At 33.8% G+C, this 19259-nt stretch carries 17 protein-coding genes and 1 rRNA gene; 8 read left to right on the forward strand and 10 right to left on the reverse strand.

The window, feature by feature from the left end; genetic code table 11:
* Positions 1 to 47: 47 nt before the first annotated feature.
* From C1638_RS20405 to C1638_RS20425, 5 genes are read left to right on the forward strand one after another with little or no spacing between them, the layout of a single operon-like run.
* Positions 48 to 1751 (forward strand): glycoside hydrolase family 3 protein, encoded by a 1704-nt coding sequence (locus tag C1638_RS20405; protein ID WP_109623792.1) that lies wholly within the window; start codon positions 48 to 50, stop codon positions 1749 to 1751.
* Between the two features lie 26 nt (positions 1752 to 1777).
* On the forward strand, positions 1778 to 2926 hold the full coding sequence (bshA, locus tag C1638_RS20410; protein ID WP_109623776.1) for an N-acetyl-alpha-D-glucosaminyl L-malate synthase BshA: 1149 nt from the start codon (positions 1778 to 1780) through the stop codon (positions 2924 to 2926).
* Positions 2927 to 2953: 27 nt separating this feature from the next.
* The gene (locus C1638_RS20415; protein ID WP_109623777.1) at positions 2954 to 4213 is read left to right on the forward strand and encodes a DUF2851 family protein; all 1260 of its coding nucleotides are present in this window, start codon (positions 2954 to 2956) and stop codon (positions 4211 to 4213) included.
* 1 nt (position 4214) lies between these two features.
* On the forward strand, positions 4215 to 4436 hold the full coding sequence (locus C1638_RS20420) for a PspC family transcriptional regulator (protein WP_034695702.1): 222 nt from the start codon (positions 4215 to 4217) through the stop codon (positions 4434 to 4436).
* Positions 4437 to 4438: 2 nt separating this feature from the next.
* The gene (locus C1638_RS20425) at positions 4439 to 4951 is read left to right on the forward strand and encodes a GNAT family N-acetyltransferase (RefSeq protein WP_109623778.1); all 513 of its coding nucleotides are present in this window, start codon (positions 4439 to 4441) and stop codon (positions 4949 to 4951) included.
* A 75-nt stretch (positions 4952 to 5026) separates the two neighbouring features.
* Here the strand turns inward: C1638_RS20425 and C1638_RS20430 are convergent, their stop codons facing one another.
* From C1638_RS20430 to C1638_RS20445, 4 genes are all read right to left on the reverse strand, one after another.
* Positions 5027 to 5761 carry an SIMPL domain-containing protein gene (locus C1638_RS20430; RefSeq protein ID WP_109623779.1) on the reverse strand — a complete coding sequence of 245 codons (735 nt, stop codon included), beginning with the start codon at positions 5759 to 5761 and terminating at the stop codon, positions 5027 to 5029.
* Positions 5762 to 5881: 120 nt separating this feature from the next.
* Positions 5882 to 6694 carry a carboxypeptidase regulatory-like domain-containing protein gene (locus C1638_RS20435; protein WP_228428238.1) on the reverse strand — a complete coding sequence of 271 codons (813 nt, stop codon included), beginning with the start codon at positions 6692 to 6694 and terminating at the stop codon, positions 5882 to 5884.
* 31 nt (positions 6695 to 6725) lie between these two features.
* Positions 6726 to 7532, reverse strand: coding sequence for a hypothetical protein (locus C1638_RS20440; protein WP_109623780.1), 807 nt, complete (start codon positions 7530 to 7532; stop codon positions 6726 to 6728).
* Between the two features lie 5 nt (positions 7533 to 7537).
* Complete coding sequence (locus C1638_RS20445) at positions 7538 to 8284, reverse strand: hypothetical protein (RefSeq protein WP_109623781.1); 747 nt, start codon at positions 8282 to 8284, stop codon at positions 7538 to 7540.
* A gap of 193 nt (positions 8285 to 8477) precedes the next feature.
* Here C1638_RS20445 and C1638_RS20450 point away from each other — a divergent pair, with 193 nt between their 5' ends.
* The 3 genes from C1638_RS20450 to C1638_RS20460 all read left to right on the forward strand — a co-directional run bounded on the left by C1638_RS20450 (position 8478) and on the right by C1638_RS20460 (position 12379).
* Positions 8478 to 11618 (forward strand): UvrD-helicase domain-containing protein, encoded by a 3141-nt coding sequence (locus tag C1638_RS20450; RefSeq protein WP_109623782.1) that lies wholly within the window; start codon positions 8478 to 8480, stop codon positions 11616 to 11618.
* A gap of 137 nt (positions 11619 to 11755) precedes the next feature.
* The gene (locus C1638_RS20455; protein ID WP_123838407.1) at positions 11756 to 11980 is read left to right on the forward strand and encodes a hypothetical protein; all 225 of its coding nucleotides are present in this window, start codon (positions 11756 to 11758) and stop codon (positions 11978 to 11980) included.
* Between the two features lie 30 nt (positions 11981 to 12010).
* Positions 12011 to 12379 (forward strand): hypothetical protein, encoded by a 369-nt coding sequence (locus C1638_RS20460; RefSeq protein WP_109623784.1) that lies wholly within the window; start codon positions 12011 to 12013, stop codon positions 12377 to 12379.
* A 124-nt stretch (positions 12380 to 12503) separates the two neighbouring features.
* Here the strand turns inward: C1638_RS20460 and C1638_RS20465 are convergent, their stop codons facing one another.
* The 6 genes from C1638_RS20465 to rrf form a co-directional block, all read right to left on the reverse strand.
* On the reverse strand, positions 12504 to 13013 hold the full coding sequence (locus C1638_RS20465; protein WP_109623785.1) for a ferritin: 510 nt from the start codon (positions 13011 to 13013) through the stop codon (positions 12504 to 12506).
* 127 nt (positions 13014 to 13140) lie between these two features.
* Positions 13141 to 13587 carry a DUF4890 domain-containing protein gene (locus C1638_RS20470; protein WP_109623786.1) on the reverse strand — a complete coding sequence of 149 codons (447 nt, stop codon included), beginning with the start codon at positions 13585 to 13587 and terminating at the stop codon, positions 13141 to 13143.
* A 178-nt stretch (positions 13588 to 13765) separates the two neighbouring features.
* Entirely contained in the window at positions 13766 to 14755 is a 990-nt protein-coding gene (locus tag C1638_RS20475) for a hypothetical protein (protein WP_109623787.1), read from the reverse strand.
* A gap of 139 nt (positions 14756 to 14894) precedes the next feature.
* The gene (locus C1638_RS20480; RefSeq protein WP_109623788.1) at positions 14895 to 17546 is read right to left on the reverse strand and encodes a 4-alpha-glucanotransferase; all 2652 of its coding nucleotides are present in this window, start codon (positions 17544 to 17546) and stop codon (positions 14895 to 14897) included.
* A 140-nt stretch (positions 17547 to 17686) separates the two neighbouring features.
* On the reverse strand, positions 17687 to 18853 hold the full coding sequence (locus tag C1638_RS20485; protein WP_109623789.1) for a T9SS type A sorting domain-containing protein: 1167 nt from the start codon (positions 18851 to 18853) through the stop codon (positions 17687 to 17689).
* 328 nt (positions 18854 to 19181) lie between these two features.
* Positions 19182 to 19259, reverse strand: a 5S ribosomal RNA gene (rrf, locus tag C1638_RS22865); the annotation flags it as partial.

Consider the following 19259-nt stretch of genomic DNA (forward strand, 5'->3'; position numbering starts at 1 on the left):
TTTTCGTCAATTTTTTTAATTGTATTTTTGTTCTTATTCAAAAAGTCATGAAGAAATTATTATATACTTCACTCTTTATTGTTGCATTAATAAGTCCTAAGGCTAATGCCCAGTATCAGCCTAAAAATGCGTCCAAAGAAGATCTGAAAAAAGCTCAGCAATGGGTGGATAAAACATACAAAAATCTTTCTCAGGATGAAAAATTAGGGCAGCTTTTTATTATTGCACTTTATACCAATAAAGGAGAAGACTATATTAACCAGGTTAGAAACATTGTTGTAAATGATAAAATTGGAGGTCTGATCTTAATGCAGGATGATGCAGCAAGGGAAATCAATCTGGTCAACGAATTTCAACAGAAATCTAAGATCCCATTAATGATTGGTATGGATGCTGAATGGGGATTATTCCAGAGAATTGCAACGGCTCATAAATTTCCTTGGGCCATGACATTGGGAGCCATTCAGGATAAAAACCTGGTTTATCAAATGTCTGCTAAAATAGCTGAGGACTGCCACAGAATGGGTATTAACTGGGACTTTGCTCCGGTAGTGGATGTAAATACGAATCCTAACAACCCGATTATCGGTAACAGGAGTTTCGGCTCTGAGGTGAGCAATGTAATAAACTCTGCCCTATCATACTCTAATGGTCTTCAGGACAATAATATATTAGCAGCCATCAAGCATTTTCCGGGCCATGGTGATACCAGTACAGACTCACATCTTGATCTTCCCGTGGTTTCTCATAATCTGGACCGACTTAATTCAATAGAATTGGCCCCTTTCAAAGCTTTAATGGATAAAGGAATTGGCGGAGTAATGGTTGCTCACTTATATGTTCCGAGTTTAGAATCCGGAAAAGGAATTCCCGCTTCTGTTTCTAAAAATATCATAACCGGATTATTGAAAGATAAGATGGGTTATAAAGGCTTAATCATTACTGATGCTTTAAACATGGGAGCTGTAGCCAACAAATATAAACCGGGAGAACTGGATGCCCTTGCATTTAAAGCTGGAAATGATATTATGCTTTTCTCACAAGGTGTTTCTGAAGGGAAAAAGCTAATTCAGAAAGCAATAGATAACAAAGAAATCTCTCAATCCAGAGTAGAGGAAAGTGTAAAGAAAATTTTATTAACAAAATATTTCCTTGGACTTACTCAATACACGCCAAAAAATACTGAGAACATCAATTCCGATCTGAATAATGATTCTCATAAAACATTGGTGCAAAATCTTTACGCCAATGCATTAACTTTAATAAAGGATGATAAAAAACTTCTTCCTATTTCCAGAAAACAAATTTACTATGTTCCTTTGGAAGAAGCACCTTATCAAACTTTTGCCAACAGGCTAGGTTCAAATGTTATGATTAAAAAAGCTAGTGAGATTAGTACTATCCCTGCAGGCTCTACAGTAATTGTAGGTTTCCACAAAGATAATTCTACAGCTTACAAACCTTATAAAATATCAGCGGAATCTAAGAAAGTACTTTCTGATCTGACTAAAAATCAAAAGGTAATTCTTAATGTTTTCGGAAGTGCTTATGCTCTAAAGGATATTGATATCTCAAAGGTTTCAACAGTTCTTGTTTCTTATGAAAACAATGATGACTCAATGAATGCTACGGCTGATGCCTTAAACGGAAAAACAAAAATCTGGGGAAAACTTCCTGTATTGGTTAATGACCAGTTAAAAGCAGGAATGGGTATGGACCTAAATCCTACTTCTTCCATGAATACCAAATAATACAACATCAAAACAACAATAATCTAATGAAAATAGGCATACTTTGCTATCCTACCTATGGTGGAAGCGGAATTGTAGCAACAGAACTGGGAATGTCCCTTGCTAACAAAGGATATGAAGTACACTTCATAAGTTCTGCCCTTCCTGCAAGATTAGACATTACCAACCCCAATATTTTCTTTCACAGGGTAAATGTTCAAACTTACCCTCTTTTCCAGTATCAGCCTTATGATATTGCGTTAAGTTCAATGATCTACAGGGTTGTTAATCTTTATAAATTGGATCTGCTTCACGCACATTATGCCATTCCTTATGCATATGCGGCTTTTACAGCTAAGCAAATGCTGCAGGAAGACAATAATGACATTCCATTGGTTACCACCTTACATGGTACAGATATTACGCTTGTAGGGCAACATCCAAGCTATAAGCATGCGGTAGAATTTTCTATCAATCAATCTGACGCCATTACTTCTGTTTCTGAAAGTCTGAAAAAAGACACGCTTCAGTTTTTCAATATTAAAAAGGAAATCCAGGTGATTACCAACTTTATTGATAATTCTGAATTTGATGACTGTTCCGAATGTCAAAGAACACAGTTTGCAAATCCGGATGAGAAAATATTAATCCATGTATCTAACCTTCGTCCTGTAAAGCGAGTGGATGAAGTATTGCAGATCTTTAAGAATGTGGAAAAAAAGGTGAAATCTAAGCTTATCATCATCGGTGAAGGCCCGGATATGGAAAAAGTAAACCAATTCCTTGAAGAAAACCCGGAGCTTATTTCAAAAATTCGTCTTTTAGGTAAGGTGAATGATCTTTATAAGATATTGCAACTTTCAGATGTATTTCTTCTTCCGTCAGAGCAAGAAAGTTTTGGTCTTGCAGCTCTGGAAGCAATGGCAGCGTATACGCCAGTGATCAGCTCAAATGCGGGTGGAATTCCTGAGGTAAATATTCAGGGAGAAACAGGATATCTTGCAGAGATTGGAAATGTAGAAGCCATGAGCAACTACACGATCAAACTTTTGAGCAATGAAGAACTTTTAGCCAAAATGAAGCAAAATGCGAAAGATCAGGCGATAAAATTCGATTTAAAAAACATTCTTCCTATCTATGAGAAAATGTATAGAACAACCATAGAAAATTTTAAGAATGAGCTGACGAAAGTATAATATTTCTATTATATTTACGTCACACTTATGACGGAAAAACTACTTCAATATCTTTGGAACTATAAGATTTTCAAATATTTTGACTTCAAGGATATTGAAGGACATTCCGTTGAAATTACACAATTCGGAACATGGAATAAGGATGCAGGTCCTGATTTTCTGAATGCTAAAATTAAAATCAACGGCTTGGTTCTGGCCGGAAATATAGAACTGCACGTTCGTTCCTCAGACTGGATTTTCCATAATCACTCACAAGATCCCAATTATCAAAACATCATTCTTCATGTCGTATTTCAACATGATACCGATATTAATGTACTTACCGAGAAAAAAGTTCCTACTCTGGAATTAAAGCACTATATCGATGATAATATTCTTGGGAAGTATGCTAACCTCATCAATGGTGAACAGTTTATTGCCTGTGAGAATATTTTCAGCAAAGAAAAAGTTCCTGTTAATTTTCATGAGGGGAATATTTTGAAAAAACTGGGAGAAAAATCTTTAGAACTTGAGGAAAGTTTAATCCTATATAAAAATAATTTTGAGGCCGTTTTATTTCATAGTCTTTCTTATTCTTTCGGATTAAAGGTAAATGCCCATATTTTTCGACAGATTGCTGAAAGTATTGACTACAGCATTATTAATAAAATCCGCCAAAATCCATTACAGCTTGAATCTTTATTATTTGGAATTTCCGGCTGGCTGGATCATCCTGAAGACGGACAAATGAAGATATGGAAACGGGAATTTGAATTTATTCGGGCAAAATTCAATATTTTAGATTTAAAATTCAGACCTAAGTTTTTAAGGTTACGTCCACCGAACTTTCCTACGATCCGTTTGTCCCAACTTGCAAACCTTTATCAACAACAGAATTTATTCTCAAAGATAATGGATGCTGAAAGTGTGGATGAACTATATGACATTTTTAAATCTGTAAAAGCTTCTGAATATTGGGATTGCCATTTTAATTTTGGTGCTATTTCAAAATTTCAGCAGAAGACTTTAAGTAAGGATTTTATTGATCTTCTTATTTTAAACTCAATTCTTCCTTTAAAATATACCTATCATAAATACCATTGTGAAGAAATTGCAGATAAGATCATAACATTCTACAGAAACATTTCTGCTGAAAAGAATTCAATAATCCAAGGATGGAAAAACCTTGGGGTGCCTATTACTAATGCTATGGAGAGCCAGAGCCTGATTTACCATCATAAAAATTCATGTGACGAAAAAAATTGCTTAACTTGCAGTATTGGATTTAAACTTTTAAAAGAATCTTGAAATGTTGAGTAATATCCGTCATAAAATGGAAAGAGAATGGTTTGGTGTTCTTACGAGAACAGGTGCTAAGCTGGGAATTCCTGTATCCAAATTAAGGATTTTCTTCATCTACTCTACTTTTGCTACAGCCGGTTTTTTCTTTCTGATTTATTTGGGTTTGGCATTCACTTTGTGGATTAAAGATATTTTTATCACAAGAAGACCAAGTGTCTTTGATTTATAATTATGGAATTTTTACCGATTACTTCTGCTGAGGATTATAGAGTTCAGGAAATCTATTCTTCCTATATCAGCACGTTTCCTGTAGACGAACAAAGAGATAAGGAACAGTTTTTAGATTTATTTTCAAATCCGAAAGTAAAATTCATGTCCGTAGTACATGAGTCTGAACCTATTGGATACCTCATCTTATGGGAATTAAGCTCCTTTGTTTTTGTGGAACATTTTGAAGTGTTTGAGGCTTTCAGAAGTAAAAAACTGGGATCTCATATCATAGGATACTTATTGGAAAACTATCCAAGAATCATCCTGGAAATTGAGCCTGAGGATTTGAATGAAGATGCTAAAAGACGTTATTCTTTTTACCAGAGAAATAGTTTCAGCCTGATTGATACTACCCATGTACAGCCAAGTTATGGCGAGGGAAAACAATCCCTGAATTTATGGCTACTAGCCAATTATTCTCCTGATAATGTAGAGGAGCTTAAAAAAGAAATTTGTGATATTGTTTATCCTTAAATATAAAACGCCGGAAAGTATCCGGCGTTATTTTTTATAGTAAATAATAAGCATTTAAGTTTTTGCTTTCATTCATTAGTCTACTTCATACTCAAGCTTTATTGTAATATTCGCTTCTTTCTCTTTCGAAGATGTATTAAATGTTCCACCATACGAATAATCTTCATTTGAATTCGGCTCTGTGATCTGGATAACCCCCATCGTTGCTTTTTTTAGATTTCCAAGGCTGCTTCCTGAATTTTCCGCAATTTTCTCTGCTCTTTCCTTAGCATCTTTTGTCGCACTGGCAATCATTTCCTGCTTTACAGTGGCCAACTTGGTATAAAAATAAGCCGGTGAAGAAGATGTAAACTCAATTCCTCTGTTAATAATTTCTGTAATATTTCTGGATAGATTTTCAATTTTAGCTACCTCTTTACTTTCAATGGAAACCTTTTGAGTCAGATTATAACCTGAGAATTCCCCTTGAACATAATTTCCATTGGCATCGTTATAGCTTCTGAACTGTTTTTGGATATCTACAGACGAAAAAACAATTTCACTTTGTTTTATCCCTTTGGAAACCAGATAATCATTAATTACCTTTCTGTCTAACGCCAGCTCATCATACGCTGATTTTAAATCAAAATTATTTTTAGAAAAACTTCCGGACCATGTGATCAGGTCGGAGGTAAATTGTTTTGTTCCTAACCCGGTAACAGAAATAGTATTTTCAGATTTATTTCTGTTCTTAATAGAATTGCCCAGTAAGCCCAGACCAAGCACAAAGCCCAAGGCTCCTATTGCCACAGCAATAATGTTTTTATTCATAATAATTTGTGAATTTGTTTTTGGTTATGAGAATATTACATCAATTTCTATTCCACTATTTTAAGGTTTTTTTAACACAAATCAGAAAGTGGATATTATTGGATGTGAAAAATTCAAAGTTTATTGATGGCTGTTCTTTAATCTTTCTATAAAAAGAGGGACTGTTTCCTCCATTCTTAGCATGACACCGGATAAATTTCTTGCTTTTACATAGGTACGAACCTGAGGTTTTACAGCAAATGAAAACTCTATAAACTCTGAAATTCTGTCTACCGGAATTCCTGCGTTGGTAAAATATTCATCCTCTACTCTTTTCCGAACCCACATAATATGTTCCTGCAAATCATCGTACCTGTATTGTCTTTTCTGCTTTCTAGCTTTACCGCTGACAAGATCATAAACACCCTGAACATTTAGGTTCCCCAAGAGTATTGGTAAAAGAACGCTTTTCACTTCTGCTGGTGTCTCCCTCATTTTGCCAACAGGTTGCGGCAGACCTACAGCTTGTCTTACCTGCTCACCTTTATCCACTTTTGCTACAATTCTGGAATCCTGCTCCAGATCTCCGGAAAGTTTCTTTACAATCTTTACTTCACCAATATCTTTAGGAATCTGAAAGAGCGTGATCAACAATTCTGAATTAATTCCGTTTTGAAGCACTCTTCGGGAAACTCTTTTGAAGTCTTCCTTTACAAACCTTAATTCATCATTAGGGTTGGCATCAATAGAGAACATTCCTAGTGAATTGGAAAGTGTTTTTTTATCCGTGGAAATATTAACAACAATAACTCCGCTTAGGTTATCTCCATTATCATCAATAGTCCTCCCCGTTACTGTTTGCTGGGAAAACAAAACATTACTGCATAGAAAAACAATGAAAAGAAAAAAAAATTTCCAACATGTGCTTACAATATGTTTGAAGTTATAATTCAATTGTTATTTTATCTTTTAAAGCACGAATATTTCATTTAATATCAAGCTTATTTAATTTACGATATTCTAGAAAAGCTAATTGTAGTTCAAACTTCAATACATCCTTATTGAAATCCTTTCTGAATTTTTTTGAAAGGAATCTTGTTTCTTCTGCATACAGCAAAAATGTATCCATCTGCTCATCTTCCATTCCATATTTCTTAAAAAAATCTAAGTCTACTTCATTTTTAAGGCGAGTCATAAAAGTTTGAAATTCCAAATAGTTTGCCTTTGTAATTTTAGGTTTTGTTGCTTTTTTAACTAAGCCAACCGCAGCCCCAATAACTCCCTTAATATCTACCTGACCAGCTTTAAAATCATGTCCAGTGAAAGTTTTGGAAATAGATCGATCTGCCAAGGGCTCACTTAAAGGACTTCTCATATATTTTGACATATTCGACTTTAAAGATCTAAGCTTTTGAGATTCATTCAAAAGCTTACTATCTTTTTCTAGATTTCCGGTAGGTCTGAAAGTTATTTTTACTTCCGCTATTTGAATTTCTTCTTTTTGAAGAATCATTAGTAAAGGGTTATTAAAGTCCTCTTTTGAAATCTTCTTACTGGCACGATAATATCCTTCTTTTACGGATCTTATTTCATCATTTTCATCAGCATCTATTACAAACTTCCCTGAAGAATTGCTCAATACAGAAATATTTTTTGATATATTAATGATTAATACAGGGTTGATATTAACGTTCGTATTATCTGTAATGAACCCTACTATTTTTTGCTGAGAGAATAATGGAACAGATACAAAAAGTAAGCTTATGTATAGATTTTTCTTATAGACTTTCATTTTGGTTACCTTTTAGTCTCTGGTGTACGATAGGTTGAAATTCTTGTCAGTACAAAACGCTGGAATCTATATAAATCAGCATCACTACAGAATCCGTATTTCAAAATCTTTTTTCTTTCAAAACCACCGGCCAAAACATAGGAAATAAAATGATCAATGAGTGGTTTTTCTATTTTAAGGTTCGTAAAATATTCTTCACCCAAGCTTGCTTTGATATAGCTCATCAAATCAATGTCATCCCATTTGTTCTTCACTTTTCCTATAGAAAATCCCTCACCTTTTGGCTGAACAAATTCTCCAGGTCTTGCTGCCAGTATTCTTGGATCTGATTTTTGTGCAATATAAGAGTCTATCTCTTTGCTCAGCTTTTCAACCTTTTTAGGCTTGTTATAATTTCTTGAATCTATTTTTAAGTTTCCGGTAAGCCCTTGCTTCACTTCCACTTCAGGAATCTGAATGGTTTGCCGAACAAGGCTAACCTCCATTGGAGATTGTACATTTTCCTGCGAAATCTTTTTTATTACCCTTTCATAGCCGGCCTTTATAAAGCGAAGCTCATCACCTGCTTTCCCGGAGATCATAAAATGTCCGTCTCTATTTGAAAGCACCATTTCATCTGTTCTAATGTTGATAACGTTCACGTCCTCCATCTCTGAGCCTCCTTCAGAAATAATCTTTCCGAAGATATAGCTTTGAGCATGGGTATGAATGAAAAAGATAAAGGTTAATAAAAAGAATAGTTTAAATTTCACGGATTGTTTTTAATAAAGCAAAGCTAAAATTATTTTTAAATATTACCATAAATTTAACCACACTTAACGCCTTTTAATATTTTCTTTCAGGTCTTTGCTAATTTTTGCTGTCGAAACTGTTAAATAGCTCCATTGAATTGTTAAAGTTTGTTTTAAATTTTAGCTAACTTGCAGTCTCAATTCTCTTTTAACAATGCAAAATTCTTATACAGTCATCAATGCTTCCGCAGGATCCGGGAAAACTTACGCCCTGGTTCAGAGACTTCTGATGATCTGTCTCCGCTATCCTAATCAACAGCAATCGATCAGGAATATTCTCGCTTTGACCTTTACCAATAAGGCAGCGAATGAGATGAAAGAAAGAATTTTGACGTGGCTGGGAAATTTTTCTTCAAGTGATTATGCAGTAAATGCTGATCTTAAAAACATGCAGAAAGCTTTTGAAGAACAGGGCCTGAAGATCACAATTGATGAACTTCATCTTCGTTCTAAAAGACTTTTGGATCATATTCTTCATAACTATTCCACATTGAATATTGGAACGATTGACCGTTTTAATTCAAGATTAGTAAGAAGCTTTTCTTATGAACTAGGATTAGCCAAAAATTTTAATCTGGAAATTGAAGCTGAACCATTTTTAATTGAGGCTGTGGATAAAATGTTAGATCAGATCGGGGAAAATGAAACGATCTCCAATTCTTTCATGGATTATGTAGACTACAGTCTTGAGAATAATGAAAGAATTAATCTTAACAAAAATCTGTATGATTCTGCAAAGGAGTTTGTAAAGGATATTCATTACGAACATCTGAAAAACAATGATAGTTTTGATGATGCCAATTATGAGGATATCAAGAATACACTTCGTAAAGAGATTGTTCTTAATAAGAAACAAGCTGCAGAGTTGGCTGCCTCCTCCATTGAATTATTCAAATCCAGAAATATCGAGATTGAAGATTTTGCCCAAGGGAAAAATGGTATTGGAGGATTCTTTACAAAGGTTATTGATTTTTATCAACAGAAAAGAGCAGGTTTTCCTTTTCCGACGACTCTAGAAGAATCTGTAATCAACAATTACAGAAAGGGAGCTTCATCAAAATCAAAGCACAAGGAAACTGAAATTTTTGAGGTTCTGGATCAGCTTATTGAGAACAGAATGCAGCTTATTCTTTTATATATTGAAACCCAGAAGAAAGAAAAGGTTCTATCTGCTTTGCTTCCTTTAAAGGTTAATAAGGATATTCAGGATGAGCTTAAAAAAATTGAGGAAGAAAATGACCTTGTTCTATTATCCAAATTTAATATCCTGATCAATGAAAACCTTAAGAACGAGCCGTCAGCATTTATTTATGAAAAGGTAGGTTCACAGTTTCAGCATTATTTCTTTGATGAATTTCAGGATACTTCTGAGCTTCAGTGGCAGAATTTTGTTCCATTAAGGGATCACAGTGTTTCTACAGAAAACACTTCATTTACTTTGGTGGGAGACCCTAAGCAGAGTATCTACAGATTCCGAGGTGGGGAAAGTAAGTTGATGCTGGATATTATCAACAAAAAAGAATTTTCTCCTAAGGAAGCTGATCTTCTTGTCTTAAAGGATAACTGGAGAAGCGCAAGAAATATTGTACAGTTTAATAATGAGCTGTATCAGTATCATTCCAGAGATCTGGAAGAAGAGCATAAGAATATCTTTGGAACAGATGCTGAGCAAACCCCAAAGTCAAAGATTGATGGACGGGTAAAGGTTAACCTTATTGAGAATCTTACCAACGATGAGTTTTATGATGATACTTCTGAACGGATGCGAAAAGATATTCAGGAATGTCTGGACAATGGTTTCAAGTTCTCTGATATTACCATTCTCTGTCGTGGAAACTTTGATATTTTCAGTTACTCTCAAAAACTAGGAAATTTAAAAGCTAACTATCATGGTGAGGAAACAAATATTAAAACAATTTCTGACAAAGGTCTTACCCTAGAGCTTTCCAATACGCTGAAAGCCGTCATAGAATTTTTAAGATGGGAAATCAATCCCAAGAATAAACCCTGTCTGATCATGATGATGTATCATCTGAATACGCTGGGCAAAATTCACATGGCAGATTTTACCCTCGAGATGAAAGAAATTCTGGATGTAGAGGGACATGAGGAAATTCTTCAGTTTATTCAGCAAAAATATTCTCTACAGCTTAGGCAGGATAATTTTCCGAGATTTAATTTATACAATTTCATAGAGTATTATATCAACGAATTCTCTGTAGAAAATAAGGAAACGGATTTCTTGCTTAACTTTTTGGAAATGCTTTTCAACTTTACCCAAAATGCAGGGGCAAGTACAAAGGAATTCTTAAAGTATTGGGATGAAGAAGCTTCTTCCTATACTATTCAGGCTTCGGAAAACATTGATGCTATTCAGATCATGACCATTCACAAGTCAAAAGGGCTGGAATTTCCTATTGTTTTTATTCCTATGATGAACAAAAATAGGGATAGTGAGTTTACCAACTGGTTTGAGACAAGTGAGAGTGCTGCTTTGAAGTCCGTAAATATTAATCAGTTCAGTAAAAATCTGGAAGTTTATGACGAGCAGATTCAAAGCTTTAACAAAAAAAATTCTTACAAAAATTTGATCGACAGATTATGCTTGCAGTATGTAGCTACTACCAGACCTGTTGAACAGCTATTCTTCTATCTTCAAAAAGCTAACAAAACATCCAACAATCTTGAATTGTTAGAATTTATTCAGACAAAAAATACAGAGAATGCTGATGAGTTTGATCTGTATGAAGTAAATCCTGAGATGTTGAAGAAACATTCAAAGACTAAAAGTTCTTCTTTTAAGACACAGAATATTGAAAATCTGAAGAATGTCAATGAGAATAGTACTTCCATAAAAATTGCCACTCCATCCAAGAACTATCAGGTAAGGAATGAAAAAGTGAGGATCGGGCTTTTCGTTCACGAGCTTTTATCAAAGATCAATACTAAAAAGGATATCAATAAGGTTTTGGAGGGCTATGCCTTGGAGGGCTTAATTACCCTGGAGGAGAAGAACGAAATTCAAGTTACTCTGGAAGATATTGTGAAGACCTATGCTGAATTTTTCGATGAAAAATGGGAGGTTATCAATGAGAAAGACATTATGATCTCTGAAAATGGAGAAAGTCATATTTCAAGACCTGACCGTATATTAAAAAGTGAAGAAGGTTATATTATTGTTGATTTTAAAACCGGAGAACGTAAAGATAAGGATCTCGCTCAGGTACAGGGTTATAAAAATATTCTCGAAAGGTTGGGCAAAAAAGTTCTTAAAACTCAAATCATTTACTTGTAAATTTCAACTCATATTATCAAAATATAGTATAGAATTAAAAGAAAAGATACTTATAATAAAAAAGGATTGTTTATTTTTATTCTATATAATATCAGCCCAAATATATATTAAGGCTGGTAAAGAGATTTCAGGTAACCATGAAAATATATTTTATCTCTTTTGTCATAAGTGTTCTTATGATGGCATTCTCATCAGTAGCCATCTACAATATTGCAGATTATATGGATCCACCGGTAACAGCCGATGGCCATAGGTATATGCCTACTGAAAATGTAGCAAAGGCTTTATTCTTAAGTATTATAGTAGGTGCTATAACTTTTATTTCTGCTATTCGAATTCAGAGGCAAAGACAAAAGAAGTAAGTTTTCAAAAGCTTAAATTTTATAAAAGCTATGAAAAACTACATTGTGAAAAACTGGAGAATATTATTCAAAATCCAGATAACAGGTTTCATTATATTTATTATTTCGACTGTTATTTATTATTGGAATACTTCTGCGCATGCTTCTTTTAACCGAAATACAAAAATAATTGATCTTCAGGGAGTATTCTCATTGATAATGACCTATCTTTTTGTATTCTTTTCTGTGGTTACTTTAGTATATCCTGTTCTTTTCTTCATGCAGGCATACTTTATCCGGAAAGAAAGGTCAGTCGGAAAAGAGCTCATCCTTTTAGCTTTTTTATACTTACTATCTATCTTTTCCGTTTTCGCTTTATTTATGATCAATACTGCACAAGCAATTAAAAATAGTGGATAAATAAAGGCAAACGGTTATTAGCATTATCTAAATTACGAAGCAAAAATTACTCTTACCATATAGAGAAACAAAAAACCACCATTCCCTTGAATAGTGGTTTTTATATTGTTGAAAACTTTTCAGTTTAAGCGGTTGGATCCGGAGTGAATACTCTCTGTGCCAATTCCTGATCAAAAAGGTATAATGCGGATGGATTATCACAAACCATTTTGATTTTTGTTACATACTGAGAAGCACTTGCTTCTTCTTCTACCTGCTCATTGATGAACCATTGCATGAAAGAAGTTGTTGCAAAATCTCCCTCTTCATTGGCATTTTTCACAATATTGAAAATACTTTTAGTTACTATTTTCTCATGTGCCAGTGCTTTCTCGAAAATATCCGTTGCGTTTTCGAACTCATGAGGAGGTTTTGCTATTTCTCCGATGATAATTTCTCCACCTACATCATTCAGATAATCAAACATTTTATCTGCGTGCATCAGTTCTTCCTTGCTTTGTACTCTGAAGTAGTTGGCAATCCCGTCCAGATCTTTTCCGGAAAACCATGCAGACATTGAAAGATAATATTGAGCGGCGTATTGTTCGTGGGCAATTTGTTCGTTAATTAATTTTGCAATTTTTTCGCTAACCATAAGTATTAAATTTATATTCAAAAATAGGGAATAAAAGCCCGAAATCAAAAGTTTTACGGAAAATTAATACAAAAAGGATGGAAAAATATCCATCCTTTATACATTAAAAAATCAAAATTACAAATAGTTATTTTACTTCAGAACCAGCTGTATTCATCGGCTTTTTCATCATTCTTTTATCTTTCATTGCCATTCTTTTCTGCTCCATTTTAGCCTTTCTGTCAACCTGCCATTTATCATATTGTTCAGGCGTAAGTATTTTTTTCATGTCAGCATCCATTTGTGCTCTTTTGGCTTTCATTTCATCCATTTTAGCCTGTCTCATGTCTTTATTTTTCTCGAATTCGGCTTTCATTTCAGATTTTCTTTTTTCATGTAATGCCTTTACCTGAGCTACTTGAGATTGGTTAAGATTAAGGTCTTTTTGCATCTGTGCTAAATGCTCCTGTTCTTTTTGTTGCATTTTTTGCTGCATTTCAGCTCTTCTTGTCTCTCTGTCTTGTGGAGTTGTCTGTTGTGCCATTGCAAAACTTCCCATTCCGATAAATGCTATTGCTAAAACTAATTTTTTCATCTTTTAAAAATTTAATTAATTGTTATTATACCTTTTTGATTATGAAACAAAAGAGAAGTTAAATTAACATATTCATAAATAATGTTAAATTTTAACTAATAATAATTAATAATACAACAAAAAAAGGACAGATTATAAAAACCTGTCCTTCACACCACTTAAATATAATATATGAAAATTAATTCCTTACTAAGCTTCCTCTAAAGCCTCCGCTATTACCACGGCTTTGCTGGCTTGGGGCCTGGCTTTTTGATTCTTGTCTAAAACCACCACCATTTCCTCTAAAGCCACCACTACTCTCTCTGGATGGAGCAGGAGCTGTTTCTCTTCTTGTTTCGGTATTTCCTCTAAAACCGCCTCCATTATCACTTCTAAAACCTCCGCTTCTTTCTGAGTTTTCTTTTCTGAACCCTCCATTATTACTATTTCCTCTAAAACCACCGGAATTTTCATTTCTAAAACCGGAATTTTGATTGTTATCCTGTCTGCGGAAGCCTCCATTTCCTGATCCATTGTTTTCGAATCCATTATTTCTAAATCCGTTATTTTGTCTGGAGCTGCTTCTGATAACATCAAAAGTAGGATTATCGGTTCTTCTAAACCTTGATCGGTCTACTCTGTAAATATTGATGTTTACATTTCTATATCTTGGCATCACTGTGTATCTCGGTACGTAGTATGTTCTTCTATAATTCTGGAAGTACACAATAGGGCTGCTGCCACGATAATAGTTATTTTGGAAAACCACAAATATTCTTGGTCCCATAATTCTTTCTAAGGCATAAAACCTGTCATAATACCATCTGTCCGGATTATATCGATAGAAATTATCCCAAGCCGAAAAGCTAGCATATAGGTTATTTAATCTCATAATCTGATCAACCTGCCAGCGGTTTAATCTGCTTTGTACAAAGAAACCGTTCCAGTCAATATTAATGATACTACTTCTATAATCGTTATAATAATTCTGATAATAATCAGTTGGATAATAATCCTGAGGATAGTTGTAATAATAATCATCAGGGAAATAGTTTCTGTCATCTTCATCGTTATAATAACCACTACCATTCTGATAATAACCATCATCACCCCAACCATTATTTGGATACTGCTGAGCTGACGTCAAAACGCCCAACCCAAAAGCTAATCCTAAAAATATTTTTTTCATCTCTATAGTCGTTAATTGGTTAGTGTATAACAGAATATCTTAATTCTATCTTTTTGATACAAATAAAAAAAAGAAGTTAAATCCTTAGATTAAACTTCTTTTAAAATATCATTAACTAATTGATAATCAAGTGTTAAATTTACATTCTACCACTATCTTTTATCCAATGAGCAATTTTTTTGTTGAATAGCTTTTGTTCTTTCAGATCTTCCAACTTCAGGTGCATTCTATAGCGCCAATAATGAGGAAATACAGCAGGATTATTAATCCTTTCATTATCTATCTTCTTATTGGAAAGCTTTGAATCTGTTGCAAGAAACTCCTGAATCGGGAAAATAGCCAACATTGATTCATTATATAAATGCTGCTTCATAATAATCTCTGCCAGATCCGGAGTTAAATTCTCAGGAGCTTTCCCATATTGGATCAGTTGCTGATTAAAATATCTTTGAGTTAAAGCAGGATCTTCTTTCCACCATTGTCTCAAGGTTGAGCTATCATGAGAAGAAGCGGTAACTACATTCATATAATTTGCATATCTCGGATCATAGAATGGAATATTTTCGGCAGGCATACGTTGAACCTTTAAGGCAATAATAGCCAACTCATCCATCACAGCCGGTACACATGCAGGAACCATTCCCAGATCTTCTCCACAAATGAGCATCTTGGTAGCATTCAGGATAACAGGAAGTTTCTCCATAGCCTTTTCCTGCCAAAGATGATCCTGTCTTCTAAAGAAGTAATCGTGGTACAGATCATAGATACTTTTCTGTTCCTGTTCTGACAAATATTTGTAAGATTCTGTATTATAAACATTAAATCTTGGATGATAAACCGTTTCTCCATTTCTTTCCTCAGTTAAGAATAAAACATTGGCACAAAGGGAGATCAATTGATCTTCAATATCACCATAGGGCTTTTTCTTAAAGAAGTTTACCAATTTTCTTTGTGTATCAAATTCTTCTTTTAATGAATAGGTACCATTTTCATTATAATCCATAAATTCAAGGGCCTTCACGCTCTCCCCTCCAAAATAATCCCATAAGATTTCATTGTTGATAAATGGCTTACAATACCTATCAAATTTAAACGGAATCTGCCAAGCCTTAAATTCATCCAAGACAATAGGAACAGCCGGATAAAAGTATCCTAAAATCCCTTGTACAGCAGAAATTGGCATTCTCCAGATTCTGAAGAAACCTAGAATATGATCAATCCTCATAGCATCGAAGTATTGCTCCAAAGCTTTGAATCTGTTTTTCCACCATCTATAGTCATCTTCTTTCATGGCTTCCCAGTTATACGTTGGGAATTCCCAGTTTTGACCAAGTTCAGTGAACTGATCAGGTGGTGCCCCAGCCTGGAAATCCATTCCAAATAATTCCGGTTCAGTCCAGGCTTCTACAGAATATCTGTAAATTCCGATTGGCAGGTCTCCTTTTAAAGAAACTCCAAGTTTATGAGTATAGTCAACTGCATCTTTTAATTGTACATGAAGCTGATATTGTACCCAGGCATGAAGCATTGAGATATCATAGTCCTTACTTTTTGTTGTAAAAAACTGTGCGATCTTTCCTGCAATATATTTTTTATGAGTTTTCCACTCATTAAAATTGGGGGTGTTGTATTTGTCTCTTAGCACACAGAACGCAGCATAAGGAACAAGCCAATATTCATTGTCTTTTATAAATTTCTTAAAGTTTCTATCCTTATAGATTTTATCTTTTTCAGCATAGAAAATTGCTTTTAGATACTTCCATTTACCTGCGATCATTTTTTCATAATCAATCAGATCGAGGGTATTTAAGCCCTGTTTTTCAAGCAGGTATTCATTAACTAATTCTTTCGGTAAAGAAAAATCAAGCTTTTCCAGTGAGATGTATTGTGGATGCAAAGCATAAACAGATACTGCTGCATAGGGATATGAATCTGTCCATGAATAATTTGCTGTTGTATCATTAATTGGAAGAATCTGAATAATACCAAGGTTTGTTTCCTTTGTCCAATCTGCCAGTTTTTTAATATCTGTAAACTCTCCTACACCAAAACCATCTTCACTTCTTAAAGAAAAAACAGGAACAGCCACTCCGGCATCATGATACATTTGATAGCCTTTAAATCTAAAATAATGATTGGAAACAATCTGTAGAACATCTTCAAACGGATTGGCAATGGTGAATCTGTTATCTCCAGTTTCCACATCAATTACCCTATTTTCTTTTCTATCGTAAATACAATATTTAAATTGAATCAATTCATTTTCCGGAATTTCAACAGAAGTTTCCCAGATTCCAAAATCTGTCTGAAACAAAGGAATTACCTTTCCATAGTCCCAATTTCCTAAGGAAGCAGTATTTCCAAACAAGACGATTCTCCAATCAGGATTATATATTGGAGCTTCTATTCTAAATAAATGAGTATGCTTTTTTAAAACAGTCGATTTCTCAGAAACAAAATCGTGTAGTTTGTTGTAAAGAATTTTATTGTTTAAATAATTCTCCGGAAAATTTTTATTATTCCATTCATCAAAAATAACAAACTCCTTATAATTGTGTGGAAAATTAAGATGATGTGAAACAAATTCTTCTCTTAAAACATTTCCTTTTTCATTCACAACTCTATATTGATAAGAAATTGATTTTGAAAAATAATCAACCTCACATCTCCATAAACCATTCTCTGCACAAAACATAGTATGGATATGAGCTACAGTTCCTTCTTCACCTATAACAAGTTGTAGATTTTCTCCGGCCTTTACAATATATCCTACATTAAAGTATAGCTTCATCTATATTTTTTTATAAAAGTACATTATAATATCGAAAAATAAAACTTCTTGAATATCAAATAATCATTAAAAAACCTTTCCAATACTATTGAAAAGGTTCTATGATAAGTCAAATTTTTCGATATCTTTTTATTAGCTAATTATTCTGTGACTAAGATTTTCTTAGTTAGTATTATTTTTCCCGATTCATCAGCAATACTTACAATATAAGTTCCACTAATTAGTCCTCTCAGGTAAACTTTCTGATCCAAAGAACCCTCTTTGGCAGAAAGGTTTTGATTCATAACATTCTTACCTGATAAATCGAAAACATTTAGCTTAAGGTTCCCTTTCACATTTTTATTGTTAAGATGAACATTGATATAATGCTCATCAACTCTGGTTGGATAAATATCCAGATTAGCTATAGTATTAGAGGAAGTCTTTTTATCATTAGCAAAGTATTTACTCGCCAGGTCATAAATATGAAGACTCTGCTCCCCAGGAAGCTGCTTTGCCTGTAGATTCATCAAGTCTACTTCATATAAAGGAGCTCCTTTAGCGCTCGCAATCACTATTTTTCCTTGAGCATTTACAGCAGAACCATTTACAGAGTAGTTATCAGGAATACCTGCTATTTTACCCATAAACTTTGCAGTAAGTTCCTTAATAGAAACTTTAAACACATTTCCTGAAGCTGCAAAAAAATAAAAATTATTATCAGCATCTGCAATCATATCTCCACCAAAACCCGTTTCTATAGCAGTAAAAGAATTCTTTCCATTAGAAACATCATCCTTAATGATACCCAGATCATTAACAACATATTCTCCTCCTTTTTTACTGATCTGTAAAAGCTGTGTTCCAGCATTATTGACTGCATAAATATTTCCATCATAACCTGCTGTCATTCTTGTAATATGAGAATTAATATCACATGATGACACTCTGGCTACATTATTCTCTACTAATGTAATTTCCTTAGTTTGAGGATTTAAAATATAAATATTAGAAGAAAACATTGGCATATACACTAGATTATTATTGGAAGAATCATAAGCCAATGCTGCCATGGTTACAGCCTGCGAATTATTAAATGAGTTTCTATCCTCAGCCAAAGAGCCTTTTCTAGCCTGCGAAAATACTTTTGCAGAAGATTCAGCTGTAAAAAATTTCTCGCCGGAAGTAGCATTTACACCATCCATAGCACGAAAATCACTGAAATTAATACCTGGGGTATCTTTTCCTGTAATGGCAAAAAAATCCTGTTGTGCTTGAGTATTTATACCTAATAACAATAAAAATAGAGGGAATAAATGTTTTTTCATAGTATGTATAGTTTAGATTTGTAATCAATTTGATATGACTAAGTTACACAATTTGTGTATAAAAAAACAAGAATTGTTTATAATTTAAATAAAATTCACAACAGATTAACCCAAATATTATTATAACAACAAATAGAAATCGCAACCTATTCCATAGAAGTAGGCTTTATCCTGTTTGATTTTAAAAATGATTGCTTGGATTTGTTTGGGAATGGATAGTATGGGTTTAGAGATGCATCTAAGTCTATTCCAGATATGTATCTCTCAAAGTATATAACAAAAAAAAATCCTTTATCGTAATGATAAAGGATTTTAAAAATAAAATAAAAACTGGCGGCGGCCTACTCTCCCGCGTTAGCAGTACCATCGGCGCTGGTGGGCTTAACTTCTGTGTTCGGAATGGGAA

Origin of the sequence: Chryseobacterium oncorhynchi, from assembly GCF_002899895.1 — a bacterium.
Taxonomy (GTDB): domain Bacteria; phylum Bacteroidota; class Bacteroidia; order Flavobacteriales; family Weeksellaceae; genus Chryseobacterium; species Chryseobacterium oncorhynchi.